This window comes from Streptomyces sp. SAS_270 (assembly GCF_052543295.1).
In genome coordinates this window covers 1-14,933 of the sequence record NZ_JBMNDS010000137.1, presented here as the reverse complement: position 1 = coordinate 14,933, position 14,933 = coordinate 1, and the positions used below count along the sequence as shown (strand labels likewise).

Sequence of the window (14,933 nt, the reverse complement as noted above, 5' to 3'; positions counted from 1 at the left end):
CCCCCCCCCCCTCCCCCCCCCCCCCCCCCGCCGGGCGAGTACGTGGCGGGCTGGATCAAGCGCGGGCCGACCGGCGTCATCGGCACCAACCGGCCGTGCGCCAAGGAGACGGTGACCTCGGTGCTGGAGGATGCCCCCGCGCTCGTACGGCGGGAGCTGCCGGACGACCCGCTCGCGATGCTGCGGGCGGAGGGGGCGAATCCGGTCGACTGGACGGGATGGCAGGCGATCGAGCGGGCCGAGGCGGAGCTCGGGGCGTCGCTCGGACGGGGTGTGGTCAAGCTTCCCGACTGGACTTCGCTGCTGGAGGCTGCGCGGGGAACGGCTCCGTAAGGGGCGCCGTACGCCCCGGGATCGCAACGCGGCAGAGGGTTCCGTAGCAGGCCGCGCGCGGTCCGGGGCGGCGACACACACCGGCAACAACCCGGAAATCAACAAACTGTTCAAGCCCCTTACGGTCTCGTCCTGTTCGACTTTCCCCGTTCCACCCGCCGCTCCTGGAGTGCCCCATGGCGACCGCAGCACCCGTGCATCCCGTCGACGAGGTCCCGCCCATCGGCCGGCTGGCCGCCTTCGGGCTCCAGCACGTGCTCGCGATGTACGCGGGTGCGGTGGCCGTTCCGCTGATCGTGGGCGGCGCGATGAAACTGTCGCCCGCCGACCTGGCGTATCTGATCACCGCGGACCTGCTGGTGTGCGGCATCGCCACGCTCATCCAGTGCGTGGGCTTCTGGCGCTTCGGCGTACGGCTGCCGATCATGCAGGGCTGCACCTTCGCGGCCGTCTCGCCGATGGTGCTCATCGGTACGACGGGCGGCGGACTGCCCGCGATCTACGGCTCCGTGATCGTCGCCGGGCTGGCGATCGTCCTGCTGGCCCCGGTCTTCGGAAGGCTGCTGCGCTTCTTCCCGCCGCTCGTCACGGGCACGGTCATCCTGATCATCGGCATCTCGCTGCTGCCGGTGGCGGGCAACTGGGCGGCCGGCGGCGTGGGCGCGAAAGACTTCGGTGAGCCGAAGAACCTGGCGCTGGCAGGGTTCGTCCTCGCGGTGGTGCTGGGCGTACAGCGGTTCGCGCCGCCCTTCCTGAGCCGGATCGCCGTGCTGATGGGCATTGCCGTGGGGCTCGCCGTCGCGGTGCCGTTCGACTTCACGGACTTCGGCGGGGTCGGCGACGCCGACTGGGTCGGGATCAGCACACCCTTCCACTTCGGCGCGCCGACCTTCCACGTCTCGGCGATCGTCTCGATGCTGGTCGTGGCGCTGGTGACGATGACCGAGACGACCGGTGACCTGATCGCCGTCGGTGAGATGACCGACCGCAGGACGGAGCCGCGCTCACTCGCCGACGGTCTGCGCGCGGATGGCCTGTCCACGGTCCTGGGTGGCGTGTTCAACACCTTCCCGTACACGGCGTACGCACAGAACGTCGGCCTCGTCGCCATGACGCGCGTCCGCAGCCGCTGGGTCGTCGCGGCCTCCGGCGGCATGCTGGTCCTGCTCGGTCTGCTGCCGAAACTCGGCGCTGTGGTCGCCGCCATTCCCGCGCCGGTGCTCGGCGGAGCGGGCCTGGTGATGTTCGGCACCGTCGCCGCGAGCGGTCTGCGGACGCTCGCCCAGGTGGACTTCAAGGACAACCACAACCTGACGGTCGTCGCCGTGTCGGTGGCCGTGGGCCTGCTGCCGGTCGGAGTGCCGACGGTGTACGCGAAGTTCCCCGACTGGTTCCAGACGGTGATGAACAGCGGCATCAGCGCGGGATGCCTCACGGCGATCGCGCTCAACCTTCTCTTCAACCACCTGCCGGGCTCCACGACTTCGGCCGAGCCGGGGGCGGGGGCTGGAGCAGAGGCCAAGGCCGAGGCCACTGCTTAGCAGAGCACCGGGGGCGCCGCGTCAGCCGCCGGCCAACCGGTCCGCCTGCCCGGCAGCCGCGGCGAGAACGCTGTCGAGGAGGCCGGGGAAGAGCGCGTCGAGGTCGTCCCTGCGCAGCCCGTTCATCTTGGCCGTGCCCCGGTAGACCTGGCGGATCACTCCGCTCTCGCGCAGCACCCGGAAGTGATGCGTGGTCGTCGACTTGGTGACCGGCAGTTCGAAGTGCGAACAGGAGAGCTCGTCGCCGTCGGCGGCGAGCTCTCGCACGACCTGCATCCGCAGCGGGTCGGACAGCGCGTGCAGCACGCCCTCCAGGCGGATCTCCTCGGGCAGCGGGTGCGGGAGATCACGGCTGCTGCCGGTCGGGGCGACGGTCGTCACGGCGGCTCCAATGCTTCGAGATCCCCCATGGTACGAGATCCATCGTAGTTTGACATCTCCCATACTACGATGCTTATCGTACGAGGCGTACCTCGGCCCCGTGACGAATGGAGTCCCGCCGTGAGCACGCTCTTCGAGCCCTACACCCTGCGCGAGCTGACCATCCCGAACCGGGTGTGGATGCCTCCGATGTGCCAGTACTCGGCAGCACCCGAGGGCCCGGAGACCGGTGCCCCCACCGACTGGCACTTCGCGCACTACGCGGCCCGCGCGGCCGGCGGCACGGGCCTGATCATCGTCGAGGCGACCGCCGTCTCCCCCGAGGGCCGCATCTCCCCCTACGACCTCGGCATCTGGAACGACACCCAGGTCGAGGCGTTCCGCCGGATCACCCGCTTCCTCGCGGCGCAGGGCACGGTGCCCGCCATCCAGCTCGCGCACAGTGGTCGCAAGGGCTCGACCGACCGTCCCTGGAAGGGCGGCGCGCCGGTCCGCACGGACGCGCACGGCTGGCAGCCGCTGGCCCCGAGCCCGCTCGCGTTCGACGAGCGACACCCGGTGCCCGCCGAGCTGAGCGTGGCCGAGATCCAGGAGACCGTGGGCCTGTTCGCCGACGCGGCCCGGCGCGCGCTCGCCGCCGGTTTCGAGGTGGTCGAACTCCACGGCGCCCACGGCTACTTGATCAACGAGTTCCTCTCCCCGCACTCCAACCACCGCACCGACGCCTACGGCGGCTCGTACGAGAACCGCACCCGCTTCGCCCTCGAAGTCGTCGACGCCGTACGGGAGGTGTGGCCGGACGACAAGCCGCTCTTCTTCCGCATCTCCGCGACGGACTGGCTGGAGGACGACGGCTGGACCGCCGACGACACGGTCCGATTCGCCGGGCAGCTCCACGAGCACGGCGTGGATCTGCTCGACGTCTCCACCGGGGGCAACGCCTCCGGTGCACGCATCCCGGTCGGCCCCGGCTACCAGGTCCCCTTCGCCACCCGGGTGAGGAACGAGACGCCGATGCCCGTCGCCGCCGTCGGCCTGATCACGGACACCGAGCAGGCCGAGAAGATCGTCGCCAACGGCGAGGCCGACGCGGTGCTGCTGGGCCGCGAACTCCTGCGCAACCCGTCCTTCGCCCGCCTCGCCGCCCGGGAACTCGGCTCGGACGTCCACGTGCCGGACCAGTACCACCGCTCGGTCTGACCCGGAGCGCCCGCGGCCCCCGGGGCCCTACGACGGCATGAGCGGCAGATCGTCCGTATAGGCGTTGACCGGTGGGGAGATGCGCCGGGTGCCGCGGACGTCGAGGGCCGGCTCCGCGGACCGGGTACCCAGCGCGCCGCGTGCGTGCCAGGTGCCGGTGACGGCCACCCAGGCGTCCGCGGGCGGTGCCGCCGTCCCGTACATCCGCACCTTGACCGACTGGGAGTCCGCCGCGCAGCAGGTGAAGATGATCCGGGTCAGATACCAGCCGCCGCCCCGCTTGTCGGGCGTGACGAAGCCCGTCATACGGACGCTGCGCCCCTTGATGGCCCGCTGCGGGTCCTGCTGCACCCGAGTCGTGAACTGCGTGAGGGTCAGCGGGAGCGGCGACGTCGCGGGGAGCGGGTCGAACCTCTTCTGCTCCTTGACCGCCTTGTCGTTCGCGCGCGACGCGGTGTACGCGCCGAGGGCGGGCGGGGCGTAGAGGAGCAGGCTGAGCGCCGGCAGGAAGAGAAGCCAGGCGATGCGGGGTGCGACGGAGTGGTCGTGCCCGTGGGCTTGCCCATGACCGTGGGCATGGTCGTGCTCGCCCTCGTGCGCGTGCCGCCGCGGGTCGTGCGATGCCTCGCCCTGCGCGTCGTGGCCCTCGCACCCGCGGTCCAGGACGGCGCCCGCCAGGCCCAGCAGCACGAGCAGTACGCCGGAGACGATCAGCAGCGGGCGCAGTCCCTCCTTGACGTAGCGGAGGTAGAGGTCACTGAAGAGGGAGGCGTGCAGGAGGCCGACCCCGGTCAGGACGAGCAGAAGCATCTGTAGGGGGCGCTTCACAGCAGTGCTCCTCCGATCAGGACGCTGGTGACGACGGCCACGACGGTGGTCACGGAGGAGAAGCGGAGTGCGAAGGCCCGGCCGAAGGTTCCCGCCTGAAGCGCGATCAGTTTCAGGTCGACCATCGGGCCGACGACCATGAAGGCGAGCCGGGCGGTCGGCGAGAACCCCGTGAGCGAGGCGGCGACAAAGGCGTCTGCCTCCGAGCACACCGCGAGGACCACGGCGAGCGCGGCCAGGAACAGCACGGAGAGCCAGGGCGAGCCGGAGAAGGTGTCGAGCACGGAACGCGGCACGGCCACGTTGAAGGTGGCCGCGGCCATGGCACCGAGGACGAGGAAGCCGCCGGCGTGCAGGAAGTCGTGCTGGAAGCCGAGGCGGAACTCGTTCCACCGGTTGCCGCCCGGCTGGTGTCCGGTGTGCCGGGCGGTGGGGCGCAGCCACTCCTCGCGGCCCAGCCAGAGCCACAGCCAGCCCATGACGGCGGCGGTGGCGAGGGAGGCCAGCAGCCGGGCGGCGACCATGGCGGGGTTGCCGGGGAACGCCACCGCCGTGGCGGTCAGCACGATGGGGTTGATCGCGGGAGCGGAGAGAAGGAAGGCGAAGGCCGCGGCCGGGGTGACCCCGCGCCGGATCAGGCTGTTCGCCACGGGCACGGACGCGCACTCGCAGCCCGGCAGGACCACTCCGGCGACTCCGGCGACCGGCACGGCGAGCGCGGGCCGCCGCGGCAGCACCCTGGTGAACAGATCGGCCGGCACGAAGGCGTTGATCGCGCCGGACAAGGCCGTACCCAGCAGGAGGAAGGGCAGCGCCTGGACGGTGATGGCCAGGCAGACGGTGCGCCAGGCCGCGACCGCGGGCTGGTCCAGCCACTGGACGCCCGTGAGGGCGAGCACGGCCGCCGCACCAAGGGCGGTCGCGGGCACGGCGATCCGCGCCCACGGGCGGGGCCGGGTCACCGGCGGGGCGGCCGGAATCTCGGCCGCCCCGTCCACCGCTTCGACTACGTCAACCAGTTCATCCGTTTTCTGCATATTTACTCCGAATGTCGGATGTTCTGGCCGAACATAACGAGGCGCACAGCCGTTGCCGTGCACCCACGCCGCCATGGAGTGACGCAGTCGCCGGAAATCCTCAGTCGGACGCCTTGGCGTAGGTCAGGACGAGGTTCCCGCCCTCGAAGACGCGATGGCCGGTGAGCGTGAAGACGCGCGGTGAGAAGCCGGCGCGGAAGAGAGGGATGCCGGAGCCCGCCACGACCGGGTACTGCTTGACGATCAGCTCGTCGATCTCGGGCAGCAGCTGTCCGGCCAGATCGGCGCCGCCGCAGAGCCAGATACCGAGGCCTTCCTGCTGCTTGAGCCTGCGCACCAGCGCGACAGGGTCCTCGGCGGTGACTTCGACGGCCGGGTCCGGGTCGGCGCCGAGCGAGCGGGAGAGGACGATCTGCCGCAGATGGGCGTAGGGACTGGCGAGGCCGTCGGGAAGGCCTTGGTCGTAGGTGCTGCGCCCCATGACCACGGTGTCGAAGCGCGCGTTGGGCGCGTCGGCGATGCCGAGGGCCGCGCGGCCCGGCGTGGGAAGCGTCTCGGGGTACTCGCCGGTGAGATGCGGGAGGTAGTCCTCCGTGACATGCGGGAAGAAGAAGGCGAAGTCGCCGTCGGGCGCCGCGATGAAGCCGTCGATGGTGGTGCCGATGAAGTAGGTGAGCTTGCGCATCCATGTCCTTGGTGTCGGGCGGGAAATTCTTGAGGCCGAGCGGAACGGGGAACCTTCAACCCTCCCACTCGAACCACGACAGTTATAGTACTTCATCTGTAGTGGTTCAAGTGGATTACGCAGATCCAACAGACCAAGCACATCGCGAAGGAAGATCGGATCCATGGCTCACAACCCCGCCCGCCGCGCCGCGCTCACGGACGCCGCCATCGACGTCCTGGCCCGGGAAGGCGCCCGCGGTCTCACCTTCCGCGCGGTCGACGTCCAGGCAGGCGTCCCGGCCGGCACCGCCTCGAACTACTTCGCCAACCGGGACGACCTGCTCCACCAGACAGCCCGCCACATCCACCACCGGCTCACCCCGGACCCGGTCATCCTGAGCGACCTGCTGCGCGCCCCTCGCGACCGGGCACTGGTCACCGCCCTGATGCACGACCTGATGCGCCGCATCGCCGACGACCGGGCCGGCTACCTGGCCATGCTCGAACTACGGCTGGAGGCCACCCGCCGGCCCGAACTTCGGGACGAACTGACGGGCACGATCCGCGACGAGCTGGAGGCCAACATCGCCTACCACCTGGACGAGGGCTTCCCCGGAGACCGCCGCACCGTGATCCTCCTCTACCTCGCCATGACCGGCCTGATCGTCGAACACCTCACGCTTCCTGAGGTGTTGGGCCCCGATGGGCCGGCCGCACTGATCGACTCCCTTGTCGAACGACTCCTCCCGGCAGCCCCGGCCGCCTGAGGTTCGGGGCGGCGAGGTCGGGCACCGCACTGCCGAACCGCCCATCGCGCGCCGGCCCGTGACGCGCGACCTGGGCCACCACCCGCCATGCCGAGGTCACTTCGCGTTCATACGGGCCGGTCACGATGCGGCTCATCATCGCGCTGTCCCCGACGAAACGACCGGTACATGAATCGCATCGCGGCCACCCCCGCCCTGGCACTCACGCTCTCCGCGCTGCTGGCCACCCCGCTCTCGGCGCAGGCCGCGGATCTCGGGCATCCCTCCGGCAGGTACGGGACGAAGACCCCCTACGCGCCGCAGCAGAATCCACGCACCTATCAGCGGGCCCCCAAGGGCTTCGTGCCGGTGTTCACGGAGAACGTCTCCCGCCACGGCTCGCGCGCTGCGACGAGCGGCGACGACGCGGATCTGATCCTGACGCTGTGGGACCAGGCCGCGAGCGAAGGTGAACTCACCCGCGCCGGAGCCGACTTCGGTCCTCAAGTGCGGTCGCTGAAGGCCGCGATGGAGAAGACCGGGTACGGGAACCTCAGCGGCCGGGGCAAGCGGGAGATCCAGGACACGGCCCTGCGGATGGAGCAGCGGCTGCCCGGGCTGTTCACGCGGATCGCCGAGGACTCCGAGCCCATCGACGTCGTCAGCTCGGGGCAGGGCCGCGCCGTCGACAGCGGCACCCTGTTCGCGGCCGCCCTCGCCGACGCCGACCCGGACCTGGCGCCGCTGTTCGGCCCGGCCAGGACCGACCCCGACCTGCTCTACTTCCACAAGTCCGCCGGCGGCGCCGCCTACCGCGACTACATCGCCCACGACCAGCGCCTCGCGACCACCCTCAACCGGATCACCGACCAGCCGGCCACCCACCGCGCAGCCCGCGCCGTACTGAGGAAGATCTTCACCTCGGCGTTCGTGCAGCGGATCTCGGCCGGTGAGTTCTCTGCGACCGGCACCGAGGTCGAAGCGGCCGAGGCGGTCTACAACCTGTACAGCATCGCGCCGAGCATGAGCGATGAGGGCACCTGGAACCTGGGGCGCTACCTCGCCCCTCGCGACGCCGCCTGGTTCGCCTACCTCAGCGACACGGAGGACTTCTACGAGAAGGGGCCGGGCTTCGGCGACAGCGACATCACGTACAAGATGGCGGACGTCCTGCTCGACGACTTCTTCAAGAAGGCCGAGGCCAGGCGCGCGGGCACCAGCAAGCTGGGAGCGGAGCTGCGCTTCACCCACGCCGAGGAGATCATTCCGCTGGCTGCGTTGATGCAACTGCCCGGCAGCACCCGCCCGGTGACCGAGGAGCGGCCGTACACGTACGGCGACAACCCCTGGCGGGGTGCCTCGGTGGCGCCGATGGCCGCGAACATCCAGTGGGACGTGTTCCGCAGGGGCGACACCTATCTCGTGCGGATGCTCTACAACGAGAAGGAGACCGCGTTCAAGCAGGGGTGCGTGCCTGTCTCCAAGGGCAGCAAGTTCTACGACCTGGACGAGTTGGAGCGCTGCTTCGGCCGTACGGCGTCCTGAGTCCTCGCGCGAACGCGGACGGCGGCGAGGCCTGGTTCGGATCTCTGTGATCCGAACCAGGCCTCGCCGCGACAGACAGGAGTGGCGCTACCGGCTCAGACGTTGACGCCGTAGTCCGTGGCGATCCCGGCCAGTCCCGACGCGTAACCCTGGCCGACCGCGCGGAACTTCCACTCGCCTCCGTGACGGTAGAGCTCGCCGAAGACCATGGCGGTCTCGGTCGAGGCGTCCTCGCTCAGGTCGTAGCGGGCGAGTTCGGCGTTGTTGGCGCGGTTCACGACGCGAATGAAGGCGTTGCTGACCTGGCCGAAGCTCTGGCCGCGGGACTGCGCGTCGTGTATCGAGACCGGGAAGACGATCTTCGCAACCTCGGCGGGCACAGTGGCCAACTCGACGTTGATGGACTCGTCGTCGCCCTCTCCCTCACCGGTGAGGTTGTCGCCGGTGTGCTGGACCGAACCGTCCGGGCTGGTGAGGTTGTTGTAGAAGACGAAGTGCAGGTCGGAGACGACCTTGCCCGCGTCGGTGCACAACAGGGCGCTGGCATCGAGGTCGTAGTCCGCACCGGTGGTGGTGCGGACGTCCCAGCCGAGGCCGATCGTCACGGCGGTGAGACCCGGAGCCTCCTTGCTCAGCGAGACGTTGCCGCCCTTGGACAGAGTCACTCCCACGGCTCTTCCTCCATGTTCTGGTGTCTTTGTGCGCTCGTCCTGTTCAAACGCCGGGACGGCTCAGCTGGTTCCACCAGTTGCGCAAGCAGCGAAACGTCGGGGGCAACACAGGGGCGCGGGAAGCCTGTTCAGTGCGCGGTGCCCGTGGCCTCGGCGGCCGGGCGGGAGGCGGGCTCCGGCTCGTCGACGGTGGTCGCGGCCGGCGCGATCACCTGCGCGGCGGCCCCCGGGGCAGGCGCGTCGGGAGCGGCGCTCTCGTCCTTCATCGCCTTGGTCTCGCTCTTGAGGATGCGCATCGACTTGCCCAGCGCGCGGGCGGTGTCGGGCAGCTTCTTCGAGCCGAACAGCACCACGAGCACGATCGCCAAGATCAGCAGGTGCCAGGGTTCCAGTCCGTTGCGGAGCATCGCGTCCCCACTCTTCCTTGCATCGGTCGAGGAACGCGCCGTCGGCCGCCGCCCTCAACGAAGGTTGCTACTTTGCGCAACTGTACAACCATCAACGGGACCTGCGACAAGTCCCTCGGCGAGCCGGTCGTACCGGGTCCGAGCGGCCTTCAGTGCGATCGCGTACAGCGCGAGGACGGCGGCGAGCAGGACGTAGTAGAGGGCCGGCAGCGCCGTCATGCCGAGCGGCGGGCCGAGAGGGGACAGCGGGAGCAACAGCCCCGCACCGGCGAGGGCGGCCGCGGCCCCGGCGACCGGGCCCGGTGCCCGACGGCCCTCGGCGCCGCGCCGGCCAAGACGCAGGAGCAGCATGACCAGCGCCTGGGTCGTCAGGTTCTCGGTGAACCAGCCCGAGTGGAACACCGCCGCGTCGTCCATGGCCTCCGGCCCGTGCAGGGCGAGCGCGAGGATCCCGAAGGTGGCCAGGTCGGCCACGGCGTTGAGCACGCCGAAGCCGGTGATGAAGCGCAGCAGGTCACGGGGGCGCAGCCCGGTGGGCCGGCGCAGGGTGTCCGGTTGCGGGCGCTCGTAGGCGAAGGCGAGCTGCGCCGCGTCGAAGCACAGGTTCTGCGCCAGCACCTGCGCCGGAAGCATCGGCAGGAAGGGCAGCAGGAGCCCGGCGGCGAGCATCGCGATGACGTTGCCCAGGTTCGAGGAGAGCGTGATGCGCAGATACGTGGTGATGGTGACGCCGCCCTGCCGTCCCGCCGTCACGGCGTGGTCGATCGCGTTGAGGTCCTTCTCCGCGAGCACCACGTCGGCGTTCTCCCGGGCCACGTCGACGGCGTCGCGCGGGGCGATCCCGACGTCGGCGGCGCGCAGCGCGGGCAGGTCGTTGACCCCGTCGCCGAGAAAGCCCACGGTGTGCCCGGCAGCCCGCAGGGCGGCGGTGATCCGGGCCTTGTGCTCGGGGGTGCAGCGCGCGAAGACGGTCGTAGGGCGAACCGCTTCGGCGAGTTCGGCGTCGGTGAGGGCGTCGATGCGGTCCGCGGTCCACACCTCGCCCGGCTCCAGGCCCAGGGCGCGGCACGTGCCGGCCGCCGAGCCCGGGTGGTCGCCGGTGAGGACCTTGATGGCGATGCCCCGGTCGGCGAGGGCGCGCAGCGCGTCTGCGGCGGTCGGTGCGAGCGCGTCACCGAGGACGACGAAGCCGCGGAAGGTCAGACCGCGTTCGTCGGCGGGCACGTAGGCACCGGTGCTGGTTCCTGTCCCGGTACGGGCCTGGCGTTCGGCGGTGGCGACGGCGAGCAGCCGCCCCCCGTCGGCCGCCTCGCGCGCGGCGAGAGCGAGCAGCCGCTCCCGTTCGTCCTGCTCCAGTACGCAGCGCTCCAGTACGTTCTCGACGGCGCCCTTGACGACCAGTGTGTGGACGCCGAGGCGGGCCGGGTCGCGGACCACCGCGGTGGCGAGACGGCGTACGGGATCGAAGGGCAGCGCCGCCACGCCGTCGTACTGCTCCCCGTCCGGGCCCGCCGCGTCCAGGAGCGCCTCGTCGAGCGCGTCCGGAGCGGGCAGCTCGGCGAGCTGGAGCGTCCACCAGGCGTTGACGGCAGCCCAGTGCAGGACGTCCGGATCGTCCTTGCCGTCCGCGTCCAGGGCACGTTCGACCACCGGACGGTCCTGGGTGAGGGTGCCGGTCTTGTCCAGGCACAGCACGTCGACGGCGCCGAGGTCGTGCAGCGCGGGCAGCCGCTTGACGATCACGCCATGGGTGCGGGCCAGCCGTGCCGCGCCGCGGGCCAGGCACAGGGTGACGATCACCGGCAGCATCTCGGGGGTCAGCCCGACCGCCACCGCGACGGCGAACGGCAACGTCTCCAGGCCGCGCCCGCGGACCGCCGCGTTCGCCATCAGAACCAGCGGCGGTGTCAGCAGCATGAAGCGGATGAGCACCCGGGAGACGCCGAGCACCGACCGGTCGAAGGCACTCGCCTCGCGACGCACGCGCCGTCCTGCGGCTCCCGGTCCGGCCTTGGAGCCGTCGAAGGCGGATCCGAAACGCGTTCGCGCTCCCGTCGCGATGACGACAGCGGTGCCGCTGCCCGAGGCGACACCGCTGCCCAGGAAGCAGAGCTGCGGCTGCTGGAGGATCCCGTCGTGCGGCAGGGGGCCGGGGGTGTCGACCGCCTTCTTGGCCACCGGTGCGGCCTCGCCCGTCAGCACGGCCTGGTGCACGGTGAGGCCGGTCGCCCGCAGCAGCCGTACGTCGGCGGGGACCAGGTCGCCGGGGCCGAGCCGGATCACATCGCCCGGCACCAGCTCGCCGACGGGGATCTCGCGGGCGTGCCCGGGCCCGTCCGTGTCGGCGCGCCGCAGCACGGTGGCCGTCGTGGCGACCAAGTCGCGCAGGCCCGCCATGGACCGGTCGGCCCGGTGCTCGCCGGACGTCCGCAGCACACAACTGACCACCACCAGACAGAGGATCACACCGGCGGTCCCCCAGGCGGCCACGGTGGCCGACACCAGACCGAGGCACAGGAGCACCGCGGTGAAGGGGTCGCGCAGGCCCCGGACGAAGCGGCGCGGCCAGGACTCCGTACGCCAGGCCGTGATCGTGTTCGCGCCGTGGCGGACGAGCCGTTGCCCGGCCTGCGCCTCGGTCAGGCCGCGCGGCCCGGTGTCCAGATGCCGCAGCAGTTGGAGGGAGGTGAACGAGGCAAGGTCCTCAGGTCTGTCACCCGGTCCGTCACCTGCTCTGTCGCCGAGCTCTGCCGCCCCGCCGCGCGGCCCGTGCCGTCCACGCGGCGGACCGGCGGTCGCGGCGGTGTCAGGCGCCAAGGCCGCGGATCCGACGCGCCGCCGTCGGCACGTGAGGCTCGGCGCTGTCGCCATGGTCTGCGTTGCGGGCACGGTCGCCGCCGTGGGCGCGGTCGGCCCGCTCGGTCAGCTGGCCGACCATGAGTCGTACGACGGTCACGACGTCCGGGTCGTCGACGAAGTACACCTGTCGTCGCCCCTCGCGGCGGGAGCGCACAAGACCGGCGAGCTTGAGCTTTGTCAGGTGCTGGCTCACCGCGGGCAACGCCCCGCCCACCCGTTCGGCGAGCCCGGTCACATCGCTCTCGCCCTGCGCCAGCGCCCACACGATGTGCAGTCGCGCCGACGAGGCGAGCAGCCCGAAGGCCGCGGCGGCCTCCGCCAGCACCTCGACGGACGGATCCTCGAAGCCGCCGACCTCTGCCGCCACCGTCGTCCTCCCGTCCCGCCAGGGCCGTTTCGTGTGAAAGCGCCAGTCTAGGGCGCCGCCGGCCATGCCTCGGGCTCCGTCGCCCCCGCCGGGGCAGCCCTACGACCGGCCGCACGTCAGCCCTCTGCACGCCGGCTCGCACCTCACTGTCAGTGCCGTGGTGCACACTCACGATCAGTTGCCACGCGTCTGGGGAGGACACCGTGTTCACGGGGATGGACGAGGTCGATTGGGCCGCCATGCGACATGCGTACGGAAGCGCGGACAAGGTTCCGGATCTGTTGCGGGGGCTTGCCTCCTCCTGCCCGGACGAGCGCGAGAGCGCCCTCGACGGGATGTACGGCGCCGTCCACCACCAGGGCGATGTGTACGACTCGACTCTCGCGTGCATCCCGTTCCTGTTCGCGCTGATCACGCACCCGGAGGTGCCCGACCGGGGCGCCCTCGTGGAGTTGCTCGTGAGCATCGGCGGAGGAGACGCGGACGAGTCCTTCGACGGCGACGACCGCAAGGACGAGTACGACGACGGGGACGAGTACGGCAACGACGGGGCCGGGGCCGGGGACAACTACGCGATGGCACGGGCCGCGATTCGGGCGGGTGCCGCCGTCTTCGCCGAGCTGATCGAGGACCGGGATCCGGAGGTACGCCGGGCGGCGCCCTGTGCGCTGGTGCGGTTCCTCGACGAACCCGCCCGCGTACTCGGCCTGTTGGGTGAGCGCATGGAGACCGAGCCGGACCGCCGGGTCCGGCCCGCCCTGGTCGAGGGCCTCGGACTGTTCGCCCGACGGCATCCGGCCGCTGCCGCTCCGGCCGTCGACAGCCTGGTCGCGCTCAGCGTCGCCCCCGGCGGCCCGGGCGAGCGGCTCGCCGCGCTCGGCCAGCTCGCCGGCTGTGCGCCCGAGCGACTGCCGTCCGACCTCGCGCCCACCGTCATCGCTCTGCTCCGGGCCAGGTCGCAGGAGCCCGCGGAGCCGGAGGAACCCGAGCGCCCGGCCACCGACACGCTCATCGGTCAACTGCGGGTGCTGCGGCCCGCGGACGAGGAGGGCTCGCGGTTGCTGCGGACGCTCCACTCCGCGCTCGGCGATCGTACGGCCGACCGGATCGCCCTGCTCAACGGTCAGTTGAGGAGCGAGGCGCCGGCCGACCGATGCAACGCCGTGTGGATGTCCGCGGGGCTGTTCCGCGAGTGGCGTGCCTCCTACGAGAAGCCCATCGCACTGATCGGCGAGCAACTCGACGCGGACGACACACGGTTGCGCGAAGCCGCGGTCCATGTGCTGGACGGTCTCTTCGAGCTGGCAGCACCGGCCGCCGATCACCTGGCCGCGGCGGTTGCGGCACGTCCCGAGTCCTGGGTCCGGCACTGGGAGCACGGGGCACCGACGCTGGGCGACGCACTGAAGACCCTGGCGCGGACGGGCGACCCCCGGACTGTGCCGCCACTCCTTCAGCTGCTGAAGCAGCCGGTCGTGCCGTACGACCTCGGGCGCATCGTCGAATACGTGGGCCCGGCGGCGGCCCCGCTGGCTCCGCTGCTGCGGACACGGCTCGGCGACGTCCCCCTCGACGCCGACACCTACGACCGGGCCGCGCCGCTGCTGCTCGCGCTGAGCGCCCTGCGCCACGAGGCCGCGGTGCCGGAAGTGCTGCGGCTGCTGCCGGTCGTGCCGGACGAGGTGCCGGACAGGAGCGCACTCGTGGAGGCGGCGGTCCGGACACTCGGCGCGTTCGGCCCGGCGGCGCACGAGGCGATACCGGCGCTGCGTGACCTGCTGACGAGCGACTGCGCGGCGACGGCGGCAGCCGCGCTCTGGTCCGTGGAGGAGGACGCGAAGACCGTACTTCCGGTACTGCTAAGGGAGTTGACGTCCGAGCGACCGAGGCAGCGGCAAGCTGCCGCCGAAGCCCTGGGCCGTCTCGGGGCCTCGGCGGGAGCAGCGGTTCCCGCCCTGCGCGGCATGGCCGGGACCGACGACGCGGGCGGCGGGCGGGTGTGGGAGCGTACGGCCGCCGCCTGCGCCCTGTGGGACATCACGGGGGCCCCGGAGCCGATCCTGCCGGTGCTCCGTCACGCGTGGCACGAGAACCCGTACACCCGCGGCACGATCGCCGCATGTCTGTCCCGGATGGGCCGGGCGGCGACGCCGGCTCATGACCTGCTCCGTACGGAACTCGGCACGACACGGCGGCACCTGGCGCGTTCCGGTGGCTACGGCGGCGGCGACATCCTTGAGGACGAACGGCTCCTGCGCATCTGCCGCCAGGCGTTGGAAACCGGGTAGCCACCCAGGACGGTGCCCGCGCCGCACGGGCGGCCGAAGGGACCTCGTCTGCGCGTCCGGTGCC

The 14,933-nt window shown here is 71.4% G+C and carries 13 protein-coding genes and 1 pseudogene; 6 read left to right on the top strand and 8 right to left on the bottom strand.

The annotated features are described in order from the left end of the window. Together ACN6LB_RS44385 and ACN6LB_RS44380 are read left to right on the top strand one after the other, a co-directional pair. Positions 1-333 (top strand): annotated as a pseudogene (locus ACN6LB_RS44385) (NADP oxidoreductase); the annotation flags it as partial. A 176-nt stretch (positions 334-509) separates the two neighbouring features. Then, on the top strand, positions 510-1,874 hold the full coding sequence (locus ACN6LB_RS44380) for a nucleobase:cation symporter-2 family protein (protein ID WP_445030885.1): 1,365 nt from the start codon (positions 510-512) through the stop codon (positions 1,872-1,874). Positions 1,875-1,895: 21 nt separating this feature from the next. Here the strand turns inward: ACN6LB_RS44380 and ACN6LB_RS44375 are convergent, their stop codons facing one another. Continuing rightward, positions 1,896-2,255: an ArsR/SmtB family transcription factor gene (locus ACN6LB_RS44375; RefSeq protein WP_445030884.1), complete on the bottom strand. Its 360-nt coding sequence runs from the start codon at positions 2,253-2,255 to the stop codon at positions 1,896-1,898. A 120-nt stretch (positions 2,256-2,375) separates the two neighbouring features. Here ACN6LB_RS44375 and ACN6LB_RS44370 point away from each other — a divergent pair, with 120 nt between their 5' ends. Further along, positions 2,376-3,455 (top strand): NADH:flavin oxidoreductase/NADH oxidase, encoded by a 1,080-nt coding sequence (locus ACN6LB_RS44370; RefSeq protein WP_445030883.1) that lies wholly within the window; start codon positions 2,376-2,378, stop codon positions 3,453-3,455. A 27-nt stretch (positions 3,456-3,482) separates the two neighbouring features. Here the strand turns inward: ACN6LB_RS44370 and ACN6LB_RS44365 are convergent, their stop codons facing one another. From ACN6LB_RS44365 to ACN6LB_RS44355, 3 genes are all read right to left on the bottom strand, one after another. Continuing rightward, the gene (locus tag ACN6LB_RS44365; protein WP_445030882.1) at positions 3,483-4,283 is read right to left on the bottom strand and encodes a TIGR03943 family putative permease subunit; all 801 of its coding nucleotides are present in this window, start codon (positions 4,281-4,283) and stop codon (positions 3,483-3,485) included. Further along, on the bottom strand, positions 4,280-5,320 hold the full coding sequence (locus ACN6LB_RS44360; RefSeq protein ID WP_445030881.1) for a permease: 1,041 nt from the start codon (positions 5,318-5,320) through the stop codon (positions 4,280-4,282). Before ACN6LB_RS44360 ends, ACN6LB_RS44365 begins: the two co-directional genes overlap by 4 nt. A 100-nt stretch (positions 5,321-5,420) precedes the next feature. Beyond that, the gene (locus ACN6LB_RS44355) at positions 5,421-6,005 is read right to left on the bottom strand and encodes a dihydrofolate reductase family protein (protein WP_445030880.1); all 585 of its coding nucleotides are present in this window, start codon (positions 6,003-6,005) and stop codon (positions 5,421-5,423) included. Positions 6,006-6,168: 163 nt separating this feature from the next. Between ACN6LB_RS44355 and ACN6LB_RS44350 the strand changes: the two genes are divergently transcribed. Both ACN6LB_RS44350 and ACN6LB_RS44345 read left to right on the top strand, forming a co-directional pair. Next, a complete protein-coding gene (locus ACN6LB_RS44350) occupies positions 6,169-6,753 on the top strand; it encodes a TetR/AcrR family transcriptional regulator (RefSeq protein ID WP_445030879.1) in 585 nt (194 codons plus the stop codon). 168 nt (positions 6,754-6,921) lie between these two features. Continuing rightward, positions 6,922-8,277 carry a histidine-type phosphatase gene (locus ACN6LB_RS44345; protein WP_445030878.1) on the top strand — a complete coding sequence of 452 codons (1,356 nt, stop codon included), beginning with the start codon at positions 6,922-6,924 and terminating at the stop codon, positions 8,275-8,277. 95 nt (positions 8,278-8,372) lie between these two features. Here ACN6LB_RS44345 and ACN6LB_RS44340 read toward each other — a convergent pair whose 3' ends face one another. From ACN6LB_RS44340 to ACN6LB_RS44325, 4 genes are all read right to left on the bottom strand, one after another. After that, on the bottom strand, positions 8,373-8,948 hold the full coding sequence (locus tag ACN6LB_RS44340) for a TerD family protein (protein ID WP_445030877.1): 576 nt from the start codon (positions 8,946-8,948) through the stop codon (positions 8,373-8,375). Positions 8,949-9,076: 128 nt separating this feature from the next. Beyond that, on the bottom strand, positions 9,077-9,355 hold the full coding sequence (tatA, locus tag ACN6LB_RS44335; RefSeq protein WP_445030876.1) for a Sec-independent protein translocase subunit TatA: 279 nt from the start codon (positions 9,353-9,355) through the stop codon (positions 9,077-9,079). 54 nt (positions 9,356-9,409) lie between these two features. After that, positions 9,410-12,226, bottom strand: a complete 2,817-nt coding sequence (gene mgtA, locus ACN6LB_RS44330; RefSeq protein WP_445030886.1) for a magnesium-translocating P-type ATPase — start codon at positions 12,224-12,226, stop codon at positions 9,410-9,412. Continuing rightward, complete coding sequence (locus ACN6LB_RS44325; protein WP_445030875.1) at positions 12,162-12,581, bottom strand: ArsR/SmtB family transcription factor; 420 nt, start codon at positions 12,579-12,581, stop codon at positions 12,162-12,164. The genes mgtA and ACN6LB_RS44325 overlap by 65 nt, the downstream gene beginning before the upstream one ends. A 215-nt stretch (positions 12,582-12,796) precedes the next feature. Between ACN6LB_RS44325 and ACN6LB_RS44320 the strand changes: the two genes are divergently transcribed. Continuing rightward, on the top strand, positions 12,797-14,869 hold the full coding sequence (locus ACN6LB_RS44320; protein ID WP_445030874.1) for a HEAT repeat domain-containing protein: 2,073 nt from the start codon (positions 12,797-12,799) through the stop codon (positions 14,867-14,869). Positions 14,870-14,933: the final 64 nt, after the last annotated feature.

Bases quoted from the DNA above. Each gene is read 5' to 3' on its own strand.
- mgtA (WP_445030886.1), bottom strand. From the start codon at position 12,226: ATGGCGACAGCGCCGAGCCTCACGTGCCGACGGCGGCGCGTCGGATCC.
- ACN6LB_RS44350 (WP_445030879.1), top strand. From the start codon at position 6,169: ATGGCTCACAACCCCGCCCGCCGCGCCGCGCTCACGGACGCCGCCATC.
- tatA (WP_445030876.1), bottom strand. From the start codon at position 9,355: ATGCTCCGCAACGGACTGGAACCCTGGCACCTGCTGATCTTGGCGATC.
- ACN6LB_RS44320 (WP_445030874.1), top strand. From the start codon at position 12,797: ATGGACGAGGTCGATTGGGCCGCCATGCGACATGCGTACGGAAGCGCG.
- ACN6LB_RS44380 (WP_445030885.1), top strand. From the start codon at position 510: ATGGCGACCGCAGCACCCGTGCATCCCGTCGACGAGGTCCCGCCCATC.
- ACN6LB_RS44355 (WP_445030880.1), bottom strand. From the start codon at position 6,005: ATGCGCAAGCTCACCTACTTCATCGGCACCACCATCGACGGCTTCATC.
- ACN6LB_RS44360 (WP_445030881.1), bottom strand. From the start codon at position 5,320: ATGCAGAAAACGGATGAACTGGTTGACGTAGTCGAAGCGGTGGACGGG.
- ACN6LB_RS44345 (WP_445030878.1), top strand. From the start codon at position 6,922: ATGAATCGCATCGCGGCCACCCCCGCCCTGGCACTCACGCTCTCCGCG.